This window comes from Leifsonia sp. McL0607, from assembly GCF_049993355.1.
Classification (GTDB): domain Bacteria; phylum Actinomycetota; class Actinomycetes; order Actinomycetales; family Microbacteriaceae; genus Leifsonia.
Genome location: NZ_CP188253.1, coordinates 3,385,627 through 3,407,671, shown reverse-complemented (window position 1 = coordinate 3,407,671; position 22,045 = coordinate 3,385,627). Strand labels below are relative to the sequence as shown.

General features: G+C 68.2%; 17 protein-coding genes. 9 read left to right on the top strand and 8 right to left on the bottom strand.

The window, feature by feature from the left end:
* Positions 1 to 218: 218 nt before the first annotated feature.
* The 3 genes from ACPPVW_RS16455 to treS form a co-directional block, all read right to left on the bottom strand.
* Complete coding sequence (locus ACPPVW_RS16455) at positions 219 to 527, bottom strand: DUF4190 domain-containing protein (protein WP_426624143.1); 309 nt, start codon at positions 525 to 527, stop codon at positions 219 to 221.
* Positions 528 to 756: 229 nt separating this feature from the next.
* Positions 757 to 1,443, bottom strand: coding sequence for a 3'-5' exonuclease (locus tag ACPPVW_RS16450; RefSeq protein WP_426624142.1), 687 nt, complete (start codon positions 1,441 to 1,443; stop codon positions 757 to 759).
* Positions 1,444 to 1,576: 133 nt separating this feature from the next.
* Positions 1,577 to 3,286: a maltose alpha-D-glucosyltransferase gene (treS, locus tag ACPPVW_RS16445; RefSeq protein ID WP_426624141.1), complete on the bottom strand. Its 1,710-nt coding sequence runs from the start codon at positions 3,284 to 3,286 to the stop codon at positions 1,577 to 1,579.
* Positions 3,287 to 3,440: 154 nt separating this feature from the next.
* Here treS and ACPPVW_RS16440 point away from each other — a divergent pair, with 154 nt between their 5' ends.
* A complete protein-coding gene (locus ACPPVW_RS16440) occupies positions 3,441 to 4,388 on the top strand; it encodes an alpha/beta fold hydrolase (protein ID WP_426624140.1) in 948 nt (315 codons plus the stop codon).
* The gene (locus ACPPVW_RS16435; protein ID WP_426624139.1) at positions 4,385 to 5,479 is read left to right on the top strand and encodes a glycosyltransferase family 4 protein; all 1,095 of its coding nucleotides are present in this window, start codon (positions 4,385 to 4,387) and stop codon (positions 5,477 to 5,479) included. Before ACPPVW_RS16440 ends, ACPPVW_RS16435 begins: the two co-directional genes overlap by 4 nt.
* Before the next feature lie 43 nt (positions 5,480 to 5,522).
* Here ACPPVW_RS16435 and ACPPVW_RS16430 read toward each other — a convergent pair whose 3' ends face one another.
* Positions 5,523 to 6,122 carry a histidine phosphatase family protein gene (locus tag ACPPVW_RS16430; RefSeq protein ID WP_426624138.1) on the bottom strand — a complete coding sequence of 200 codons (600 nt, stop codon included), beginning with the start codon at positions 6,120 to 6,122 and terminating at the stop codon, positions 5,523 to 5,525.
* 32 nt (positions 6,123 to 6,154) lie between these two features.
* Entirely contained in the window at positions 6,155 to 7,012 is an 858-nt protein-coding gene (locus ACPPVW_RS16425; protein WP_426624137.1) for a Sir2 family NAD-dependent protein deacetylase, read from the bottom strand.
* A 105-nt stretch (positions 7,013 to 7,117) separates the two neighbouring features.
* Here ACPPVW_RS16425 and ACPPVW_RS16420 point away from each other — a divergent pair, with 105 nt between their 5' ends.
* From ACPPVW_RS16420 to ACPPVW_RS16405, 4 genes are all read left to right on the top strand, one after another.
* Positions 7,118 to 7,963 carry a TrmH family RNA methyltransferase gene (locus ACPPVW_RS16420; RefSeq protein WP_426624136.1) on the top strand — a complete coding sequence of 282 codons (846 nt, stop codon included), beginning with the start codon at positions 7,118 to 7,120 and terminating at the stop codon, positions 7,961 to 7,963.
* Between the two features lie 22 nt (positions 7,964 to 7,985).
* Entirely contained in the window at positions 7,986 to 9,245 is a 1,260-nt protein-coding gene (locus ACPPVW_RS16415; protein ID WP_426624135.1) for a D-alanyl-D-alanine carboxypeptidase family protein, read from the top strand.
* A 272-nt stretch (positions 9,246 to 9,517) separates the two neighbouring features.
* Positions 9,518 to 11,728: an acyltransferase family protein gene (locus tag ACPPVW_RS16410; RefSeq protein WP_426624134.1), complete on the top strand. Its 2,211-nt coding sequence runs from the start codon at positions 9,518 to 9,520 to the stop codon at positions 11,726 to 11,728.
* Positions 11,728 to 14,802, top strand: coding sequence for an acyltransferase family protein (locus ACPPVW_RS16405; RefSeq protein WP_426624133.1), 3,075 nt, complete (start codon positions 11,728 to 11,730; stop codon positions 14,800 to 14,802). Before ACPPVW_RS16410 ends, ACPPVW_RS16405 begins: the two co-directional genes overlap by 1 nt.
* Positions 14,803 to 14,932: 130 nt before the next feature.
* On the opposite strand, the gene ACPPVW_RS16400 is transcribed toward ACPPVW_RS16405, so the two are convergent.
* On the bottom strand, positions 14,933 to 15,721 hold the full coding sequence (locus ACPPVW_RS16400; protein WP_426624132.1) for an SGNH/GDSL hydrolase family protein: 789 nt from the start codon (positions 15,719 to 15,721) through the stop codon (positions 14,933 to 14,935).
* A 147-nt stretch (positions 15,722 to 15,868) separates the two neighbouring features.
* On the opposite strand from ACPPVW_RS16400, the gene ACPPVW_RS16395 reads away from it, so the two are divergent.
* The 3 genes from ACPPVW_RS16395 (at position 15,869) to ACPPVW_RS16385 (ending at position 19,528) form a co-directional block, all read left to right on the top strand.
* A complete protein-coding gene (locus tag ACPPVW_RS16395; protein ID WP_426626328.1) occupies positions 15,869 to 17,686 on the top strand; it encodes a DEAD/DEAH box helicase in 1,818 nt (605 codons plus the stop codon).
* Between the two features lie 279 nt (positions 17,687 to 17,965).
* Positions 17,966 to 18,688 (top strand): VIT1/CCC1 transporter family protein, encoded by a 723-nt coding sequence (locus ACPPVW_RS16390; RefSeq protein WP_426624131.1) that lies wholly within the window; start codon positions 17,966 to 17,968, stop codon positions 18,686 to 18,688.
* 60 nt (positions 18,689 to 18,748) lie between these two features.
* Complete coding sequence (locus ACPPVW_RS16385) at positions 18,749 to 19,528, top strand: AMP nucleosidase (protein WP_426624130.1); 780 nt, start codon at positions 18,749 to 18,751, stop codon at positions 19,526 to 19,528.
* Here ACPPVW_RS16385 and ACPPVW_RS16380 read toward each other — a convergent pair.
* Together ACPPVW_RS16380 and ACPPVW_RS16375 are read right to left on the bottom strand one after the other, a co-directional pair.
* A complete protein-coding gene (locus ACPPVW_RS16380) occupies positions 19,525 to 20,484 on the bottom strand; it encodes an IS481 family transposase (protein WP_426623892.1) in 960 nt (319 codons plus the stop codon). The two genes, ACPPVW_RS16385 and ACPPVW_RS16380, sit on opposite strands and share 4 nt — an antisense overlap.
* Positions 20,485 to 20,650: 166 nt before the next feature.
* Complete coding sequence (locus ACPPVW_RS16375) at positions 20,651 to 22,039, bottom strand: NAD(P)/FAD-dependent oxidoreductase (protein ID WP_426624129.1); 1,389 nt, start codon at positions 22,037 to 22,039, stop codon at positions 20,651 to 20,653.
* Positions 22,040 to 22,045: the final 6 nt, after the last annotated feature.

Sequence of the window (22,045 nt, the reverse complement as noted above, 5' to 3'; positions counted from 1 at the left end):
ACCGGCCAACGCGGCACACCCAGCAGGCTTGAGACCGCCCGATCGGCGAGTCCCTCCTCGAACCACGCTACCGCCGAGGCACGCTGCGCCTCGGACAGCGAACTTCTCGCATCCAACGAACTAACCCCCAGGAGTCGGAACTGAATTACTCAGTCCAACTTCTGGGGACCAGTTCAATGAGGGCGGGGTCTTCTTCGTTGTGCGCTCAGGCTTTCGGCTCAGTACGCCCTGTTCCCGTGCGACGCAGCGATGGCGATCGCGATCAGCACGAAGATGAAGATGAGGATGCCGATGACGACCTCGACAAAGCCGATGATGACGGCGGCCAGGGCGAGACCGCGGCCCTGCTCGCCGGTGCGTTTGATCTGCGAGAGGGCGACGAAGCCCAAGATGATGCCGACGATGCTGACGAAGAACGCCAGGATGAACGCGACGATCGACATCGTGTTGTAGCCGGCCGCTTGCGGCTGCTGGTAGACACCATATTGCGGCGGCTGGGGCTGCGGATTCAGATTCGGATCGCTCATGCCACTGAGGTTAGCGGCCCAGGAGACGCGCAACTAGGGTGTGTCTCCCAACTCTGTGGCTACTGCGCTGGTGCTGGTGGCCGTCTCGCGGCGTTCTCGTCGGTCATCGATGAAACCCGCATCGACTCCCTCCTCGGCCTTGCGAGACGGCCACCAGCACCATGCTCGCTACGCCACAGAGTTGGGAGACACACCCTGGGCCCCAGGGTCGCCAGGAGGCGGCAGTGCCTCAGCGGATCGGCCAGAGCCCTGACGCGGTGAACTCCGGGTCCCTGGCGCGGCGCATGTACTCCTGGAAGTCGGCGGCCTGCTCGCGGCACCAGTCGATCTGCTTGCTGTGCAGCTCGGTGGCCGCGATGGACAGCGTCTCGCCGTGCTCGCGCGCCAGCGCCTGCGCCAGTCGGCCGGCGGCGATCGCGTCGGCGCCCGCGTCGTGCGCCGCGATGAGCTCGACCCCGTAGTGGGTCGCCGTGACGGTCAGCGTGCGCTTGCCGGGCCGGAAGCGATCCACCGCCCGGTCGATGACGAGCGGGTCGATGATGGGGCCGGGGGAGACGAGCGGCTCGACCCCGTGCCGGCGCGCCTCGCGATCGAGCAGTGTGAAGTCGTAGGGGGCGTTGTAGGCCACGACGGGGATGCCTCGGTCGAACAACCGGCGCAGCTGGTCGACGATCGCCCCGACACCCGTTCCGGCGTCCATCCCCTTCTCGCGTGCGAGCTCGGTGGTGATGCCGTGCACCGCTGTGGCCTCCGCGGGGATCTCGACCTCGGGATCGAGCAGCCAGTAGCGGCCGTGCTTCACCTCGCCGTCCGCCCCGAGCAGACCGACGTGTGCGGTCACGATCCGCGCCGATTCGACATCCACACCCGTGGTCTCAAGATCGAAGACGCCGAGTTCGTGATGCCAGTTGCTCATGCAGCCAGCGTAGGAACGACCTCTCTCGCCGCCCCGTAACCCGTGCGGCGCGGCGCGAACCGACGCCGAGGGGCACGTTGACGCCCCTAAAAACGTGATTTAGGGGCATTTGCGTGCCCTTCGGCCGTGAGGGTCATGCCCGGCGCGGCTCGATGTGCAGCCAGTAGAAGTTCTGCGTACCCAGCGTCAGCGTGAAGCGGCCATCGTCGGCGACTGTCGGGAACTCCGCGCCGCCGAAGAGGTCGTAGAGCGTGCTGCCCGCGAACTCCGGAGCCTCCAACGACACGGAGACGGGGTTGTGCGCGAACGAGAACACGCAGAGCACGTCTTCGGGCTGGTCGCCGAAGTGCGTGCCGGTGCCCTCATAGCTGCGCACGAACGCCAACACCGACTCGTGGTCAGTCGGGAGGACCCGTATATCGCCGAGCCCGAACACGGGGTGCGCCTTGCGCACGTGGATCACGTTGCGGATCCAGTGCAGGAGCGACCGGGACTGCGCGAGTTGAGCCTCCACGTTCACCTGGTTGTAGTGGTACACCAGCGACTGGACGATCGGGAGGAACAGCTTGCCCGGGTCGGCCGTGGAGAAGCCCGCGTTGCGGTCGGGGGTCCACTGCATCGGCGTGCGCGAGCTGTCGCGGTCGGGCAGCCAGATGTTGTCGCCCATCCCGATCTCGTCGCCGTAATAGAGGAACGGAGCGCCGGCGAGCGAGAACAGCAGCGCGTGGGCGAGCTCGAGCTCGGCCCGAGAGTTGTCGAGCAGCGGGGCGAGCCTCCGCCGGATGCCGATGTTCGCGCGCATCCGCGGGTCGTAGGCGTACCACCCGTACATCGCCTGCCGGTACTCCTCGCTGACCATCTCGAGTGTCAGCTCGTCGTGGTTGCGCAGGAACACGCCCCACGCCGAGCCGTCGGGGACGTCGGTCGTCTCGGACAGCACCCGGATGAGCTCGTTCGCCTGCTGACTGCGCAACGCGTAGAAGATGCGCGGCATGACCGGGAAGTCGAAGGCCATGTGGCACTCGGGCTCGTCCTCGGTGCCGAAGAACGCGGCGACCTCGCGGGGCCACTGGTTGGCCTCCGCGATCATCATTCGGCCCGGGTATTCGCGGTCGACCATGATCCGCATCTTCTTGATGAACTCGTGCGTGGGCGGCTCGCCCTCGCCGTTGCCCTCGTCCGACTCGTACAGGTACGGGATCGCGTCGAGCCGGAAGCCGTCGATGCCGAGGTCGAGCCAGAACCGCACGACATCGAACATCGCGTCGTGCACGGCGGGGTTCTCGAAGTTGAGGTCGGGCTGGTGCGAGAAGAACCGGTGGAAGAAGAACTGCCGCCGGGCTTCGTCGAACGCCCAGTTGGAGTCTTCGGTGTCGACGAAGATGATGCGGATGTCCGGCCACTTGTCGTCGGTGTCGTTCCAGACGTAGAAGTCGCCGTACGGTCCCTCCGCGTCGTTGCGGGACTGCTGGAACCACTCGTGCTGGTCGGAAGTGTGGTTCATCGGCAGGTCGATAATGATGCGCATGTTGCGCTCGTGCGCCTTGGTGACCAGATCGCGGAACTCGTCGATGGTCCCGAACTCAGGCAGGATCGCCTTGAAATCCGAGACGTCGTAGCCGCCGTCGCGCAGCGGGGACTGGAAGAACGGCGGCAGCCAGAGGGCGTCGATGCCCAGCCACTGCAGGTAGTCGAGCTTGGAGGTGAGCCCGGCGATGTCGCCGGAGCCGTCGCCGTTGCTGTCGACGAAGGAGCGGACCATGACCTCATAGAACACCGCGCGGCGGTACCACTGGGGATCGAGTGTCAGCCCGGGCAGCGTGATGGGAGCGGTGAAGCTCACGGTTCTCCTTCTCGAGCGCGGTGGCCCGGGGGTCGTGCACGTGGGGCATGCAAGCGATTACATCCAGAGAAGTCTAGGACCTCCGCGCCCGGGAGTGTCCAGTCCCCGGCGCACATTCACTGTGCGAGGAAGGCGCCGCCTAGACTGGACGGCGATGACCTCCACGACACGGTACGCCGCCTCTCCGTACGGGGAGGCGCTGGGCCGCGTCCCCGTCCGCCACGCCGAGCTCCCGCTGCTCGGCGGGATGACGCGGTACTGGGACTACGGCCACGCAGACGCGGGTACGACGGTCGTGCTGGTACACGGCTTCCGCGGCGACCACCACGGGCTTGAGCCGGTCGTGGCGCAGCTGAGCGATCTGCGGCTGATCTCGCCGGACCTCCCGGGCTTCGGCGAGTCCACTCCGATGACAGAGCGCGACCACGACATCGACGGCTACTCGCAGTGGCTGCGCGCGTTCGTGGCGGCCCTCGGTCTCGAGGGGCGCGTCGTGCTCCTCGGCCACTCGTTCGGCTCGATCGTCGTCTCGGCGGCCCTGGCGGAGGCGGGAGGAAGCCGCCCGGACTCCGTCGTGCTCGTCAATCCGATCGGCCAACCCGCGCTCGCGGGCCCGCGCGGCCTGCTGACGCGACTCGCGATCTTCTACTACTGGCTGGCCGCCGTGCTGCCCGAGCGTCTCGGCTTCGCGCTGCTGCGCAACCGCCTGATCGTGCGGGTCATGAGCGAGGCGATGGCCAAGACGCGCAACCGCGGCCTGCGCTCCTGGATCCACGGCCAGCACGAAAGCTACTTCTCGGCGTTCAGCGACCGGAGGGTCGTGCTGCAGGCCTTCCGCGCCTCCGTCGCACACGATGTCAGCGAGTACGCGGCGCGCATCCCCGAGCCGACGCTGCTCGTCGCGGCGATCGACGACGACATCACGCCGATCGAGGCGGAACGCCGGCTCCGCGGGCTCTTCCCCGACGCCCGGCTGGTCGAGGTCCCGGACGTCGGGCACCTCATCCACTACGAGAAGCCGGCGGAGGCCGCGCACGCCATCGAAGCCTTCCTCTCCGAGCAGGGGCGCGCCCCGCGCACGCACGCAGAGGGCACCGCGTGAGGATACTCTTCGACTGCCGGTACACCCGCATCGGGCGCCACGACGGGATCAGCCGGTTCACGGCCGGCCTGGTGAGGGCGCTGGCCGAGCGGCACGCCGTGACCATGCTGATCAGCGACCACCGTCAGCTCGAACTGCTGCCCGACCTCCCGTGGGAGCTGATCGCGTCGCCGACATCGGTCGGCGAGCCGTGGATCGCCCGCCGGGTCAACAAACTGAAGCCCGACATCGTGTTCACGCCCATGCAGACGATGGGCGGGTTCGGACGACGTTACCGGCTCGTGCTCACGGTGCACGATCTCATCTACTATCGCCATCGGACACCGCCGCGCGATCTGTCGGCGTTCGTGCGCGAGCTCTGGAGGCTGTACCACCTGGCGTGGTGGCCGCAGCGGCTGCTGCTCAACCGGGCGGACGCGGTCGTCACCGTATCGGAGACCACCAAGGCACTGATCGCAGAGCACAAGCTGACGACTCGCCCGGTCTCCGTGGTCCCGAACGCGGCCGACATGCCACCGATCCCGGAGGAGCGCGCCGCGCGCACCCAGCCCGCATCGAAGAGCCTCGTCTACATGGGGTCGTTCATGCCCTACAAGAACGTGGACACACTCGTCCGCGCGGCCGCGCAGCTCCCCGACTACCGCCTCCACCTGCTGAGCCGGGTGACCCCCGCCGAGCGCGACCGGCTCTCGGCGCTCGCGCCCGGCGCGCAGCTGGTGTTCCACGACGGGGCCACCGACAAGGACTACGCCGAGACCCTGGCCCACGCGACCGCCCTCGTCACGGCCTCCCGTGACGAGGGGTTCGGCATCCCGCTCGTCGAAGCGATGACGCTGGGCACCCCGGTCGTGGTGAGCGATATCCCGATCTTCCGCGAGATCGGCGGCTCCTCGGCGTTGTACTTCCCGGCCGACGACGTCGATGCCGTGGTCGCGCGCATCCGGCACCTGGAGGAGCCCGGAGTCTGGGCAGAGCGATCGGCGAGCGCACGGCGGGAGGCCGCCCGGTTCACCTGGGAGGCGTCCGCCGAACACCTCCTCACCGTTCTCACCGCGACCGCGGCGCGCCCGACCCGACGCAGCAGGCGCTGAAGGAGCTCGCGGCAGCCGGAGCGCGGCCGTCAGAGAACCGCTGTCAGAGCACAGAGGCCGTGAACAGGTCGCGGTCCTCCGGGCCGAGGTTGAACCGGTCGAGGGTCAGCCGGCCGTCGTCGTAGCGGAACCGGTGCACCGAGCCGTTGGGGATCACCTCGCCGGGACCGGGAAGGGCGTGGTCGGTCACGTGACGCACGAGCGAGCCGATGACGCCGCCGTGGCTGACGACGATGAGGCTCTCGCCGGGATGCGCGTCGCCGAGCTCGAGCAGTGCGGGCAGAGCCCGCTCCACGACCTGCTCCCGGGTCTCGCGGCCCGGCACGGGCGTGCCCTCCGGCCAGCGCTCCAGGATCTCCGCGCCGGTCAGCCCCTCCGCCTCCCCGTAGCGACGCTCGGCGATCGCAGGCAGGCGCTGCGGCTCGCCGAGGCCGAGATGCGTCGCGATGATCCGCGCCGTGTCGACCGCCCGGCTGAGCGGGCTGGCGAACACCGCGTCGAAACGGCCGCCGGCGAGCGCCCGGCCGGTCGCGTCGGCCTGCTCGCGGCCGGTGCCGTTGAGGGGGATGTCGCTAGAGCCTTGGATGCGCTTGGCCAGGTTCCAGTCGGTCTGGCCGTGCCGCACGAGCGAGATGATGGTCACGCACGTCCTTTCGTCGAAGGACGCGCGTCGCGCTAAGCGAGTCGGCGTGCGAGCTCGACCAGCGTCTCGGTGGTCCCGCCATCCAGCTTAATAGTGGCCCGGCTGTCGCCCTTGGTCTTCCCCCGGTTGACGATGACGATCGGGAGGCGCTTGCGCCTGGCCTCTTCGAGGAGGCGGATGCCGGAGTTGACGACCAGTGACGAGCCCGCGATGAGGAGAGCGTCGGCTCCGCGTACGAGCGCGCTGGCCTCCCGGTACTTCTCGGCGGGGATGTATTCGCCGAAGAAGACGACGTCGGGTTTCAGCCGACCGCCGCACACCGTGCAGTCGGGCACGACGAAAGCGTCCACGTCTGTGACGATGGCGTCGCCGTCCGGAGCGATCTCCACGGCCCCCTCCACGTCGAGCCACGGGTTCGCAGCGTCGATGCGCGCCGTGACCGCCTCCCGCGCGAAAATCTGCCCGCACAACAGGCAGAGCACGCGATCCATCGCCCCGTGCAGGTCGACGACGCGACGGCTGCCCGCCTGCTTGTGGAGGCCGTCGACATTCTGCGTGATGACGCCGTTCGCCGCGCCTTCAGCCTCCAGTGCGGCGAGCGCGCGGTGGCCGGCGTTGGGGTGGGCCGCGGCGAACCGCCGGTAACCGAGGTGGCTGCCGGCCCAGTACCGCCTGCGGTACCGGTCGTCGGCCAGGAACTGCTGGAACGTCATCGGGGAGCGCTTGGGCGCGCCCTCGCCGCGGTAGTCCGGGATGCCGGAGTCGGTGGACACACCGGCGCCCGTGAGCACGGCGAACGTGCGACCGGCGAGCAGCGACTCGGCCTCGTCGATGCCGTTGGACAGCTCGGTGGAGAACTCCGTCGCCAGCGTGGCCCCAGACGACGTCATGGACACAGTCGGTTCCGTGGTCACAGTCACCTCCCGGTCGATCCTCATTGGAGTCTAAACCGGCTGCTTTTCGGATTTGTTTCCGGCGACTGGCAATCTGGACGGGTGCAGATCCATCGTGTGACCGACCTGACCGCCGACGGCCTCGCCGACTACTCCCGCCTCACCGACGTCGCGCTGCGGCGGGTGAGCGAGCCGGAGGGCGGCCTCTACATCGCGGAGTCGACCAAGGTGATCACGCGCGCGGTCGCGGCGGGTCACCGCCCGCGTTCGGTGCTGCTGCAGGAGCAGTGGCTCGACGACGTGGCACCGCTGCTCGCGCCGTTCCCCGACGTGCCGGTGTTCGTGGGGGAGCCCGCGCTGCTCGAGCAGCTGACCGGCTACCACCTGCACCGGGGCGCTCTCGCCGCGATGCACCGGCCTCAGCTGCCCGACCCGCGCGAGCTGCTGGCCGGCGCCCGGCGCGTCGTCGTGCTCGAAGACATCGTCGACCACACCAACGTCGGGGCGATCTTCCGCAGCGTCGCCGGCCTCGGCGCCGAGGCGGTGCTCGTCAGCCCGCGCTGCGCCGATCCGCTGTACCGGCGAAGTGTGCGGGTGAGCATGGGCACCGTGCTGCAGGTTCCCTGGACCCGGTTGCCGGAATGGGACGAGGCGGCGCCGCTCCTCCACGACGCGGGATTCGAGATCGCGGCGCTCGCCCTCGCCGACGACGCGGTCTCGCTCGACGCGTACGCCGCAGCTGCGCCGGAGCGCGTCGCCCTGGTGTTCGGCGCGGAGGGCGATGGGCTCAGCCGGCGGGCGCTCGCCGTTGCCGACGTCGTCGTCACCATACCGATGCTGAACGGGGTCGACTCGCTCAATGTGGCGTCCGCGAGCGCCGTCGTGCTCTGGGCGACGCGCGTCCCGGCCGAGTCCGGCGGAGCGGGCGCGTTCTCAGGGGATGCCTGAGCATCTTCCGTAGACTCCGAGGGTGCCCCAGCAAGTCCTCGCCGATCCGCCGCGCCGTCTGAACCGCAAGCAGGTCTACCGTCGCCGTCGGATCGTCGTCTTCGGCGTGGGGGGAGCGCTGCTCATCGCGCTGCTGTACCTCGCCGCGTCGATCATCACGCCGGTGCCCGCCACCGCCGCGGTGACGCAGCACGAAAAGGCGCTCACCCAGGCGGCGGCGCAGCTCGCGTGGCCGGGGTACGGGTCCGCGGCGATCACCGCGCCCGACTATGAGGGTGCCACCGAATACCACGGCAGCGACGCGAGCATGCCGATCGCGAGCATGACCAAGACGATCACCGCCCTCGTCGTGCTGAACGCCAAGCCGCTCGACGGGTCCTCCGAGGGGCCGACGATCTCGTTCACCCAGAAGGACGTGGACATCTGGAAAGAGGTCATCTCCGACGGGGGATCGTGGGCTCCCGTGAAGGCGGGAACCTCGATGACCGAGAAGCAGGCGCTCACGGCGATGATGCTGCCGTCGGCGAACAACTACGCGATCTCGCTCGCGAACTGGGCCTTCGGGTCGACCTCCGCGTACACCTCGGCCGCGAACTCGTGGCTGAAGGACAAAGGCTTCACCGGCACGAAGGTGGTCACGCCAGACGGTCTCGACGCCGGCAACGTCAGCACCACGAAAGACCTGATCGGGCTCGGCAAGCTCGTCCTCGCCTCGCCGGTACTGTCCTCGATCGTGTCGCAGAAGTCGGCGACACTGCCCGGTGCGGGCGCACAGGACAACACCAACGCTCTGCTCGGGGTGGACGGAGTCGACGGGATCAAGACCGGCAACACGGACGAGGCCGGGTTCTGCCTGCTGTTCTCGGCCGAAGTGCCCGTCGGCAAGGTCAAGGTGCGTGTGCTCGGCGTCGTGCTCGGAGCCTCCGACCACGACACGCTGTGGGCCGGAGTGACCGGACTGCTGACCAGCATGCAGGAAGGTTTCCATGAGGTGGATGCCGCCACGAGTGGACAGGTGTTCGGCTCGTACACGACTGCGTGGAATGCCTCGTCGAACCTGGTGGCCACCGACGGTCTGACGCTCGTGGTGTGGTCGGACACGCCGATCCAGGTCGACCTCACGACGCGCCCGATCCAGTCGGGCTTCAAGGGCGACGTGGTCGGCCGCATCACGTTCACGGTGAACGGGGCGACGAAGACGGTCGAGCTCGCTCTGGCGAAGGACGTCCCCGATCCGGGCTTCGGCTGGCGCCTCGCGCACCCGGGTGGCCTCGGGGCCTGACACGCCCGGACGGCCCTCCCTCGCAGATGATTGCGCGGGTGAGGGCCGGGGTGACCGTCTCGGCGGAACGCCGGACGGGGGCCGGGGAGGGACTCGGGAACGCGCTCGCACGTCGAGATCGCCGCGCTAATGTCGGTGCTTTATCGCACTCGACGAGGCCCGAATACATGACGTCAGAAACCCAGCCCCGCACCCGCGCAGAATCGGGCGCGCGCCGAAGAGCGGCTTCGCTCCCAAACGGCACGACTGCGTCCGTACGCACGAAGAAACGGATGGATCTGCAGGGCCTTCGTGCCCTCGCCGTCGGGCTAGTCATCCTCAACCACGCATTCGAGTGGCCGGCGGGCGGGTTCGTCGGCGTCGACATCTTCTTCGTCATCTCCGGGTTCCTCATGACCTCGCTTCTCTACCGCGAGTACGAACGCACCGGCACCATCAAGTTCTTCGCGTTCTATCGTCGCCGCATCCGGCGGTTGATCCCGGCGTCCGCGACCGTCATCCTCGCCACCCTGATCGGCGCGTGGGCCCTCTTCAGCACCGGCCGATTCATGTCGACGGTCTGGGACGGCATCGCGTCGCTGTTCTTCGTCTCCAACTGGCGATACGCGGCCGAGGCGACGGACTATTTCGCTCAGGGCGCGCAGACGTCCCCTCTCCAGCACTACTGGTCTCTCAGCCTGGAGGAGCAGTACTACCTGGTCTGGCCGCTCGCCGTCCTGGTGATCGCGCTGCTGGTAGCCCGGGACCGCGCTCCGCGTGTCACCGCCGCCTTCGTCAGCCTCGTCATCACGGCAGGGCTCTTCCTCGTCTCCCTTCAGCTCACCCAGGCCGACAGCGCCACGGCGTACTTCATCACCCCGGCGCGACTCTGGGAGCTCTCGGTGGGGGCGACGATCGCGTTCTGCATGCCGCTCTTCGACCGCCTCCCGCAGATCTGGCGGCCGATGATCATGCTCGGCGCGCTGGCGGGGATGATCACGGCTTCGGTCATCACCCCATCGAGTCAGGGCTTCCCGGCGCCGTGGGCGCTTGTGGCCGTGCTCAGCACCGCCTTGTTCATCGCGTTCCCCTGGCACCCGGAAAGAAGCTCGTGGCTGAACCCGCTCGACAACCCGGTGCTCACGCACCTCGGTGACATCTCGTACTCGCTCTACCTCTGGCATTTCCCCGCGCTGATCCTGATCACAGAGGCCTTCCGCGGTCTGCCCGGCGACAAGACGCCCGTCCCGGCGGTTGTGTCGATCGTGGTGACGCTGGTCGTCGCGGAGCTCTCGTTCCGATTCGTAGAGGAAACCGTTCGGCGTTCGCGGTGGCTTGAGCCGAGCACGAAGCGCCGCCGCGGAGTCCAGCTTACGAAGCTCCAGTCCTATGGTCTCACTGCCGGCGCGATGGTCGCGGTCGTCGCGGTCGTCCTGACCTTCGTCGTCGACAGTCAGATGCGGGGAGGCAGTGGCGGAGACGGGAGCGGATCCTCACAGGCGGCGCCGACCCCGGGCGGCACGTCCGAGCCCGGCGGGGGCGCCGGCGACGCGCTGAAGACCATCCAGAGCGAGCTCACGACCGCCCTCAGCGCCACGTCATGGCCGGAGACCAACCCGTCGTTCGACAGCATCGTCGCCAAGTACACTCGCGACGAGGGGACAAACGCCTGCTCCAACCAGGTCTATCCGGGTGTCGAACAGTGCACCTGGGGAGCCGCGGACGCACCGATTTCAGCGGCGATCGTCGGAGACTCGACATCCGTCGCGTATGTTCCGCTGCTCCGTGCGCTGGCCGATGCGTCGAACGGCCAGCTGAAGGTCACCGCGTTGGGCATGTACAGCTGCCCGTTCGTCGATGTTTCGACGCTTATGGCGATCCCGTCCTTCTTGGAAGCCTGCCCGAAGCGCAAGGAACAGGCTGTGGAGAACATCATCGCGATGAAGCCGTCGGTCCTGATCATCACCAACACCTACCTCACGGTCGACCACCATCCCGAGGGCGGTCCCGTAACGCTCGAGGAGTTCGGGAAGGGATTGGACAACTACCTCCAGAGGATCTCACCGTCCGTCGGCAAGATCGCATTGGTCGCGCCCCCGATGGCCGACAAGGACATCCGGGAGTGCTACTCGCCTCGCGCGAACCCGAAAGACTGTGTATCGCGCATCGACGAGACCTGGAAGCGCCGAGCCGCAGCCGAGGTCAAGTGGGCTAAGGCCGTTCCGAATGCAGTGTGGGTCGACACGCGCCAGCTCTTCTGCGTGGACAACTCCTGCCCGGCCTTCGCCGCGGGAATCCCGACGAAGTTCGACAAGGTCCACCTCACCGAGGAGTATTCGCGCTACGTCGCGGCCGGCATGGCCGAGCTCCTGGCCGAGAACGGCGTCAGTCTCACGGGCGACTCCGGATCAGACACCCCGTCGACCCCAGGACAGACGGATGAAGACCAACCACCATCCGACGATCCGTCGGCAAAGGATGACTCACGGCAGGAGAAGAGCTGATGGCCGTTGTGGACACCTCGACGCCGCCGCCGGAGCGACCGCGGGGCGAGGGGCGCCGTGGTCGCGGCGCGTCCAACGGTGCTCCCACCGCCGCGCGGGGTCAGCGGTCCTCGATGCGTCTCGACCTGCAAGGGCTTCGGGCACTGGCCGTCGGTCTGGTGGTGCTGAATCACGCGTTCGAATGGCCGGCGGGCGGGTTCGTCGGCGTCGACATTTTCTTCGTCATCTCCGGGTTCCTGATGACGTCGGTCCTGCACCGGGAGTTCGAACGCAACGGGCGCATCCGCTTCCTCGCGTTCTACCGACGTCGCATCCGTCGCCTGATCCCGGCCTCCGTCGCTGTTCTGGCCGCGACGGTGATCGGCGCGTGGGCCGTGTTCAGTTCCGGCCGCTTCGTGTCGACAGTATGGGACGCGATCGCGTCGCTGTTCTTCGTTTCGAACTGGCGGTACGCGGCCGAGGCGACGGACTATTTCGCTCAGGGCGCGCAGACGTCCCCTCTCCAGCACTACTGGTCTCTCAGCCTGGAGGAGCAGTACTACCTGGTCTGGCCGCTCGCGATCCTTCTCATCGCGCTCCTCGTCGGTCGCACGCAGCGACCGCGCGTCTTCGCGGCTCTCATCACCCTGGCGATCACGGTGGCGTTGTTCTTCGTGTCGTTGCACCTCACACAGAGCGATATCGGGACCGCTTACTTCATCACGCCGGCGCGTCTCTGGGAGCTGTCGGTCGGTGCGACCGTGGCCCTGTGCATGCCCTGGTTCTCGAAGCTTCCGATGGCGCTTCGTCCCTTCATCGCGCTGGTCGCCCTGGCGGGCATGATCACTGCCAGCGTCATCACGCCGGCCGATCAGGGCTTCCCCGCGCCGTGGGCAGCGCTCGCCGTGCTCAGCACTGCTGCGTTCATCGCCTTCCCCTGGCAGCCGAAGCGGACGTGGCTCAACCCGCTCGACAATCCGTTTCTCAGCTATGTCGGTGACATCTCATACTCGCTCTATCTGTGGCATTTCCCCGCGCTCATCCTGGTGACCGAGCTGGCACGCGGGACGCCGAGCCACGATACGCCGATTCCGGCGCTCGAATCCATCGCGCTGTCGCTTGTTCTCGCGGCCCTCTCGTACCGCTTCATCGAAGAGCCGGTTCGTCACTCGTCGTGGCTCGAGCCCTCGAAGAAGGCACGCCGTAAGCCGAGGTCATCCGTCAGTCGCTCTCGGTCTATCGCGGTGATGGCCGTATCGGCTACTGCGATCGTGGCCGTGGTCGCCGCCGTGATCGTGGACAGCGGAGCACGCAACACCGGTACCGAAGCCGCGCCGACCGCCACGGGCGGTGCGCAAGCGCAGGACGGGGCACTGACGGCCATCAAGGCGGAGCTCACCAAGGCCGTCGGCGCGAAGGAGTGGCCGGAGCTCTCTCCCACGATGGACAGCGTGGTCAGCCACTACTCCCACGACCAGTCTGCGATCGACTGTTCCGGGCCCGAGTATCCGGGGGTGGACAAGTGCACCTGGGGGTCGCCTGACGCCAAACTATCGATGGCGATCGTCGGCGACTCGACGTCCGTGGCGTACATCGCAATGGTTCGGGCGATGGCGGAGAACTCCAACGGTCAGCTGAAGGTGACGTCACTCGGGATGTTCGGCTGTCCGTTCGTCGATATCGCCACCGCGACGGGCGCGAAGAACCTCGAGAGAGCCTGCCCCGGCCACAAGATCCAGGCGATCGAGACCATCGCCGCTCTCAAACCGGACATCTTGTTCATCACGAACACGTATTTCCCATTCAGTGCCGTCGGCGGCGGAGTGATCACGCCCGAGGAGTACGAGACAGGAATGAAGCCGTACCTCGACCAAGTCGCCCCGAACGTCGGCAAGGTGGTCTTCCTCCCGCCGCCGCCGGTCGAGAAGGAGATCAAGGAGTGCTATTCTCCGCGTGTCGCGCCCGCTGACTGCATGACGACCGTTCCGGCGCTCTGGGTGGAGCGCGGCAAGGTCGAAGAGCGGTTGGCGAGGAGCGTCGACGGCTCGTGGATCGACACCCGCGTCCTGTTCTGTGTCAAGTCGAGTTGCCCGGCGTTCTCGGGTGGAATGCCGATCAAGTTCGATCTCGTGCACATGACCGATGAGTACTCGCGGCATATCGCTCCGGCCGTACGCGAGATCCTCGTGACGAGAGGTATGCTCCCGGCTGGCGAGTCGACCTCCACAGACGCGCCGACCGCGGATGATGCCGCACCCGCCGCCCTGAAGGCCGAACTCACCGAGGCGCTAGGCGCGAAGTCGTGGCCGGAGACGACTCCCGCGATCGACTCGCCGGAGAATTCCGTCCGGAGCGCCGAGTTCGATGCATGCGCCTCTCCGATCTACCCCGGCATCGACAAGTGCTCCTGGGGGTCCGCCGACGCGCCGGTCACCATAGCGGTCGTCGGTGACTCGACCTCCGTCGGATACCTGCCGCTGCTGCGTTCGCTCGTCGACGCGTCGAATGGCCGGCTCAGGATCACCGCGTTCGGAATGTACGGCTGTCCGTTCATCCCCATTTCGCTCGACGTCGGCAATGCGGCCTACAAGGCCGCCTGCCCCACCCGCAAAGACATGGCGATCGAAGAGATCGGCCGGATGAAACCGAGCTTCGTCTTCGTGTCCAACCTCACCGGACCGATCAACACGCTCGACGGTGGCTTGCTAACGGTCGCCCAGTATCGCGCGGGCCTCGACGAGTACCTCAAGAAGCTGGCGCCGAACACGGGCAAGGTGGTCGTGTTCGCTGCGCCTCCGGAGGACAAGGACATCCGCGAGTGCTACACGCCGCGAAGCGAGCCGTCGGCGTGCGTCACACGAGTGCCGTCCAGGTGGAAGGAGCTCAGTGCGGCGGACAAAGCGGTGGCGACGTCGGTCGGAGGGGTGTGGGTCGACACGCGTCCGTTGTTCTGCGTCGGCGACAACTGCCCTGCCTTCGCCGCGGGCATCCCGATGAAGTTCGACCAGACCCATATCACCGAGAACTGGTCGCGCCACATCGCCCCCGCCGCGGCCGCCCTGCTGGCGGCCGCAGGAGTCGACTTGAACGGCTGAGCCGGTACTCTGAAGGCGGCGATCGCGAACCACTCGCCGACGGCACTACCGGCCGTAGGCGAGTTCATCAGGCAGAGGAGACCTGACAGGACGGACAGGTTCGTGGCACGTGGTGCCTATTCGCCGAGTCTCACTCCGAGTCGACGAGGAACGGCCCTGCTTCCGGCCGCTTGGGCAGGACATGGTCGCCCGACGACTGGTGCCGGATACGGCGAACGACCCACGGCACCAGGTACTCGCGCGCCCACGACAGATCCTCCGCGCGGGCCTGGCGCCAGGTTCGCGGCGGAAGGGGCTCCGGCTCGAGAGGCTGGAGGTCGTTCTCGACGTTCAGGGCCGCCAGCACCATCCGGGCGACGGTGTGGTGGCCGAGCGGTGCGAGATGGAGGCGGTCCGGCGACCACATGCGATGGTCCTGGATCTCGGTGAGCGACCAGAGGTCGGCCACAATCGCGTCGTAGCGTGCCGCCACCGCGCGGATGTTCTCGTTGTAGATCGCGACCTTGCCGCGGATGCCGCGGAACACGGGAGAGAAGCCGACATCCACGCCCGTGAAGACCACCACGGTCGCGCCGTCCGCGCTGAGCCGCCTGACCGCCTCGTCGAAGAGCGCCGCGATCTGGTCGGGGTCCGTCCCCGGTCGGATGACGTCGTTGCCGCCCGCGGAGATCGTGATGAGATCGGGCCGGAGTGCGAGCGCAGGCTCGACCTGCTCGTCGCAGATCTGTTTGATGAGCTTGCCGCGCACGGCGAGGTTCGCATAAGCGAAATCCTCTGTCTGCGAGCTGAGGACCTCCGCGACCCGATCGGCCCAGCCGCGGTGACCGCCGGGACTCAACGGCTCGGGGTCACCAATGCCTTCGGTGAACGAATCGCCGAGGGCGACATAACGGGACCACGGATGCTGGGCTTCGACCATTCCTCCATTCTGCATCGTGCTGCCGTCGAGTCATGCTGTCAGACGCTTCGGGTAGATTTGATCCAAGTGGAGACGACAGCAGCAGCACACCCGCCCGGCGAGCACTCGTCGGGCGTCGCCGTACCCGCAAAGCCGATCGACACCGCGCTGTTCGGTTCCGCTGCGGCCTCGGCCGAACCGAGCGCGGGGGCGCGCGCGGGCAGTTTCGCCGCCGAGCATCTGTCGCCGTCGTTCCCCGAGCGGGCCGCGTGGGGAACGGCCGGCAAGCTCCGCGCGTGGCAGGCCGAGGCCCTCGACGCCTATTTCGTCAACGAGCCACGCGACTTCCTGGCCGCAGCAACCCCCGGCGCGGGCAAGACCACCTTCGCGTTGCGGCTCGCCACCGAGCTGCTCTCGCGCCGCATCATCGAGCGTGTCACCGTCGTCGCTCCGACCGAGCACCTCAAGCGGCAGTGGGCGGAGGCCGCCGCACGGGTCGGTCTGCCAATCGACCCCGACTTCCGCAACGCCGAGGGGCGCTACGCACGCCATTACAAGGGCGTCGCGGTCACCTACGCGCAGGTGGCGATGCGGCCCAGCCTCCACAAAGACATCACCGAGTCGTACCGCACGCTCGTCATCCTCGATGAGGTGCACCACGGCGGCGACGCGCTGAGTTGGGGCGACGGCATCCGCGACGCCTTCGAGCGCGCGACCCGGCGGCTCTCCCTGACGGGCACGCCCTTCCGCTCCGACACGGCGCCGATCCCGTTCGTCACCTACCTGCCCGACAGGCAGGGCATCCGCACGTCGATCACCGACTACAACTACGGCTACGGCCGCGCGCTGAGCGACGGTGTCGTGCGGCCCGTGATCTTCATGATCTACGCCGGTCAGATGCGCTGGCGCACGAAGACCGGTGACGAGATGGAGGCCCGGCTCGGCGAGGGCAACACCAAGGACATCACGTCGCAGGCGTGGCGCACAGCGCTCGACCCGCGCGGCGAGTGGATCCCGGCCGTGCTCAGCGCGGCCGACCGTCGGCTGACTGAGGTGCGCAACTCGATCCCGGACGCCGGCGGCCTGGTGATCGCCACCGACCACTACGCGGCGCGGGCCTACGCCGACCTCCTGCAGCAGATCACTGGGGAGTCGGTGACGGTGGTGTTGTCCGACGAGAAGGAGGCGAGCGATCGGATCGCCGAGTTCTCGGCCGGGGAGTCGCGCTGGATGGTCGCCGTGCGCATGGTGTCGGAGGGCGTGGACGTGCCGCGACTGGCGGTCGGCGTCTACGCGACCAGCGCGTCCACCCCGCTGTTCTTCGCGCAGGCGATCGGGCGGTTCGTGCGCGCCAGGCGCAGGGGCGAGACAGCGTCGGTGTTCCTGCCGAATGTGCCGACGCTGATGGCGCTCGCCAACGCGCTGGAGCTCGAACGCGATCATGCGCTCGATCGGCCGTCGTCGGAGGGCGGCGAGGGCGATCTGTGGAACCCCGAGGACGCGCTGGTCGCCGAGGCGAACCGCGAAGGCAGGGCGTCCGAGGCGCTGACCGAGCAGTTCGCGTTCGAGGCGCTCGGCTCCGAGGCAACCTTCGACCGGGTCCTCTACGACGGGCGCGAGTTCGGCGGGTTCGCCGTGCCCGGCTCCGACGAAGAGCTCGACTTCATCGGCCTGCCCGGGATCCTCGAGCCGGACCAGGTGCACGACCTCCTCCTGCAGCGGCAGCAGCGGCAGTCGCGCAGACACAGCTCCCGACCGGCTGCGGCGGACCGGCATCCACCCGCCCCATTGCATCGCACGCTGAAGGAGCAGCGCCAGCTGCTGAACAGCCTCGTCGGCCTGTACTCGAAGAACTCCGGGGAGCCGCACGGGTTGATCCACGCCGAGCTGCGGCGCGTGTGCGGCGGCCCGGCCGTCGCGCAGGCCAGCGTCTCGCAGCTGCAGGCGCGGATCGAGTGGCTGCGCAAGCGCATCGGCCGCAGCTGACAAGCAGCCGCACCACGGCTGTCCCCGACGGGAGGCATCCACGCCGAACCCGGTAGGGCGTCCGTACGTCCGGACATCCCGTGCGATGGTGCCGCGTGTCGACGACAGGCCCGGAGATCGGCTCCGACGCGGAGGGATCTCCGGAGTTGCCAAGAGAGTGGCGCGTTGGAGGACCTCCAGCGGGTCGACTTCCTCTGTGACGGGAGGCCCGGACCGCCACACGGTGAGGTTCGGCTGGCCTTGCTGGTCCTGCGGTCCGCGCGTTCCTAAGCTGGGGCCATGAGTTCGGAGATCACGAACGGACGGCATCCCGATGAGCCGCACCGGGAGGGCCTCGCCCAGAGACTGAACTGGCTGCGCGCGGGAGTGCTCGGCGCGAACGACGGGATCGTGTCCGTCGCGGCCGTGGTCGTCGGTGTCGCGAGCGCGACGTCCTCCGTACCGGCCATCGTGACCGCGGGACTCGCTGCTCTGGTCGGGGGCGCCATCTCGATGGCGCTCGGCGAGTACGTGTCGGTCAGCAGCCAGCGCGACAGCGAGCACGCTCTCATCGCGAAGGAACGACGCGAGCTCGCGGAGATGCCGGAAGAGGAGCTCGCCGAGCTGACCGGTCTCTACGAGGCGAAGGGGCTGAAGCCGGAAACTGCCCGGCAGGTGGCGATCGAGCTCACCGAGCACGACGCCCTCGCCGCGCATCTCTCCGCGGAGCTCGGCATCGACCAGGAGGACGTCGTGAGCCCGTGGCACGCCGCATTCGCGTCGGCCATCGCCTTCACTATCGGCGGCATCCTGCCGATGCTGACCATCCTGACGCCGGCCTCCATCCGCATCCCGCTGACCTTCGTGATCGTGCTGATCGCCCTGGCGGTCACCGGCTACGTGGCCGCGTGGATCGGCGGCTCGTCGCCCGGGCGTGCGATGGTGAGGGTCGTGATCGGCGGGGCGCTGGCGCTCGCGGCGACCTTCGCGATCGGCGCGCTGCTCGGGACAACGGTGGGGTGAGCGCGGTCCTCTACGCTGAGCATCAACCGGACGAGGGGGAGCGATGAAGGAGCCGGGCCGATGAAGGAGAAGAGCGAGATCGTCCGGGACTGGCTGCCCCGCTACACGGGCACGCCTCTGGAGGAGTTCGGCGAGCACATCCTGCTCACGAACTTCGGCGACTACGTGTACCGCTTCGCCGAATGGTACGGCGCCGACGTGCGCGGCATCGACCGGTCGATGCCGAACGCCACGGCCGACGGCATCACCATGATCAACTTCGGAATGGGCAGCCCGAACGCGGCGACCATCATGGACCTGCTGAGCGCCGTGAGCCCGAAGGCGGCGCTCTTCCTCGGCAAGTGCGGCGGGGTCAAGAAGAAGAACCAGCTCGGCGATCTGGTGCTGCCGATCGCGGCCATCCGTGGGGAGGGCACGTCGAACGACTATCTTCCCCCGGAGGTGCCCGCACTGCCGGCGTTCCAGCTCCAGCGTGGTGTCTCGACCACGATCCGCGATTTCGGCCACGACTACTGGACCGGCACGGTGTTCACCACCAACCGCCGGGTCTGGGAGCACGACGACACATTCAAGACCTACCTGCGGCAGACGCGTTGCATGGCGGTGGACATGGAGACGGCGACCGTCTTCGCGGCCGGTTTCGCCAACCACATCCCCAGCGGTGCGCTACTGCTGGTGTCGGATCAGCCGATGATCCCGGAGGGTGTCAAGACCGCCGAAAGCGACCGCGGGGTCTCAGCGCAGTTCGTCGAGCGCCACATCCGGATCGGCGTCGAGTCCCTCCGGCTGGTCCGCCGCAACGGCCGCAGCGTACGCCACCTCCGCTTCGAGGACGACTAGTTGTAGTTCCCCGTGAGGTTGTGAACGCGGGCTGAGGGGACGAGGCCGCCGATTCCGGTGTGGGGTCTGTGGTGATTGTAGTGATGGAGCCAGGTGTCGTAGGTTGCGGCTCTGGCTTCGTCGCTGAGGTAGGCGTGCGCGTAGGCCCACTCGGTGGCCAGGGTGCGGTTGAATCGTTCGACTTTCCCGTTGGTCTGCGGCCGGTAGGGGCGCGTGCGCCGGTGCTTGACTCTCGTGCCGAGAGCGTCGGCGAACAGTTTCGACCGGTAGCACGCACCGTTGTCGGTCATGACCGCGGTGACGGTGATCCCAGCGGCGGTGAAGAACGCGTTGGCGCGCAGCCAGAATCCGGCGGCGGTCTCTTTGCGCTCATCGTTCAGGATCTCCGAGTAGGCCAGCCTGGAGTGGTCATCGATAGCGTGATGCAGGAACGCATAGCCGCGGCCGCGGTGCCGGGACGGTGCTGCTGCCCGCCCCAGGACTCGGTGGCCACCACCATCGGGGATGCGGCCGAGCTTCTTGATATCGACATGGACCAGCTGGCCGGGGCGAGCGTGCTCATAACGGACAGCCCTCGGTTTGCGGATAGGGAGCCCGGTCGCTTGATCGAGGTGGTGCAGTAGCGGCATCCGATACCGGGCCAGCACCCTGCCCACGGTGGAACGGGGAACACCGAGGTGGTAGCTGATCCGATGCGGACCCCACCGCCACCTGAACCGCAACGCCACGATCCGGCGCTCCAACCGGGCCGGACACCGATTCGGGGACGAGTGCGGGCGGGAGGGTCGGTCGGTCATCGGCAAGCCTGCGCGTGCCCGATCGACCCACCGTTTCGCCGTCGCGGGCGAGCACTGGAACCGTTCCGCCACCCGCCGCAATGACCACCCGCGCTCCAGAACCAGCTCGACCAGCCGTCGACGCCCTTCCGGCGTCAACGGTGCATTAGCGTGAGTCACGAAGACCTCCGTTGGCTAGATGTGAGTGTGGTAACCCACATCCTCCACGGAGGTCTTCGCTCACCTCAACCGTTCACAACGTGTCGGGGAACTACGACTAGACACCGAGACGTGAGTATTCGCGGAAATCCGGTCGGGTATTTCCGCGAATACTCACGTCTCGAGGTCAGTGGCCGGTAAGGGGGCCGGTGGCTCGGGCGATGAGGGAGGAGCGGCCGGTGGCGCGCTCCTCCAGGTCGGCGGCCTCCATGGCCAGCACGCCTGCGTTCGCGCCGAGGAAGCGCAGCGGCTCCGGCTCCCAGCGCGGGGAGCGGTGCCCCACCCAGGGCAGTTCGGTGAGGTCGGTGCGGCGGCCGCCGATGAGGTCGGCAAGGGTGCGCCCTGCGAGGTTCGTGGTGCTGAGCCCGTCGCCGACGTAGCCGCCCGCCCAGGCCTCCCGCGTGTCGCGGTCGTGGCCCACGGCGGCGTGCCAGTCACGCGGCGCGCCCAGCGGGCCGCCCCAGTGGTGCGTGATGCGCACGCCCGCGACCGCCGGGAACAGCTCGCCCAGCGTGCGGACGAGGTGGTCGCGCACGCGCGGAGAGCGGTCGTAGGAGGTATGGATGGCGCTGCCGAGGTGATAACGCGCCCCGCGCCCTCCGAACGCGATCCGGTTGTCGGCGGTGCGCTGCCCGTAGACGATCAGGTGGCGGAAATCGGCGAAGGTCTGACCGTGCTCGATCCCGATGCGCTCCCAGACCGCGTCGGTCAGCGGCTCGGTGGCGACCATCAGTGAGTAGAGCGGGAGGACGCGCCGCCCGACCTGGGGCAGCTGCGACCCATACCCCTCCGTGGCGTTGACGACCGTCCCCGCGGTGACCGTGCGCTCGACACCGCCGGCACGCACCCGGACGACGCCGTCGCGCCAGTCGACGACCTCCGTCTGCTCGGCGATCACGGCGCCACGTCGCTCGACAGCCCGGGCGATGCCGCGCACGAGCTTGCCGGGGTGGACGCGGGCGCACGCCGGGGTGATCGTCGCCGCCACGGCGTCCGGTACGCCGTAGCGCGCGCGGACCGTCTCGGTGCCGGCCAGCGCCACCCGGTCGACGCCGAACTCTTCGGACTCGGCGAACTCGGAGCGCGCGGCCGCCAGCTGCACCCGGTCGCGGGCGAACGTCACCGTCCCACCGCGGAAGAAGTCGCAGTCCACCCCCTCCGCCTCGGTCGCCCGGCCGACCTCCTCGACGGTGTCGACCATCGCCTGCCGCTGGGCCACGGCGGCGTCGCGTCCGTAGCGGGCGGCCAGCGCGGAGGCCGACCACGGGAACAGCGCGGAGCACCAGCCACCGTTGCGACCTGACGCGCCGAAGCCCGCCACCTCCCTTTCGAGCAGCAGGATGCGCAGGCTCGGATCGGCCTCCTGCAGGTAATAGGCGGTCCAGAGCCCGGTGAGGCCGGCGCCGACGATCGCGACGTCGACCGTCGCGTCGTAGGCCAGGGCGGGCCGCGGGCGAAAGTCGTCCTCGGCCTCCGCGATCGAGTCGAACCAGAAGCCGACGCTGCGGTAGTCCATGTCTCT

Coding starts and splice junctions, on each gene's coding strand:
- ACPPVW_RS16455 (WP_426624143.1), bottom strand. CDS start 527: ATGAGCGATCCGAATCTGAATCCGCAGCCCCAGCCGCCGCAATATGGT.
- ACPPVW_RS16450 (WP_426624142.1), bottom strand. CDS start 1,443: ATGAGCAACTGGCATCACGAACTCGGCGTCTTCGATCTTGAGACCACG.
- ACPPVW_RS16440 (WP_426624140.1), top strand. CDS start 3,441: ATGACCTCCACGACACGGTACGCCGCCTCTCCGTACGGGGAGGCGCTG.
- ACPPVW_RS16425 (WP_426624137.1), bottom strand. CDS start 7,012: ATGACGTCGTCTGGGGCCACGCTGGCGACGGAGTTCTCCACCGAGCTG.
- ACPPVW_RS16410 (WP_426624134.1), top strand. CDS start 9,518: ATGGATCTGCAGGGCCTTCGTGCCCTCGCCGTCGGGCTAGTCATCCTC.
- ACPPVW_RS16405 (WP_426624133.1), top strand. CDS start 11,728: ATGGCCGTTGTGGACACCTCGACGCCGCCGCCGGAGCGACCGCGGGGC.
- ACPPVW_RS16400 (WP_426624132.1), bottom strand. CDS start 15,721: ATGGTCGAAGCCCAGCATCCGTGGTCCCGTTATGTCGCCCTCGGCGAT.
- ACPPVW_RS16390 (WP_426624131.1), top strand. CDS start 17,966: ATGAGTTCGGAGATCACGAACGGACGGCATCCCGATGAGCCGCACCGG.
- ACPPVW_RS16385 (WP_426624130.1), top strand. CDS start 18,749: ATGAAGGAGAAGAGCGAGATCGTCCGGGACTGGCTGCCCCGCTACACG.
- ACPPVW_RS16375 (WP_426624129.1), bottom strand. CDS start 22,039: ATGGACTACCGCAGCGTCGGCTTCTGGTTCGACTCGATCGCGGAGGCC.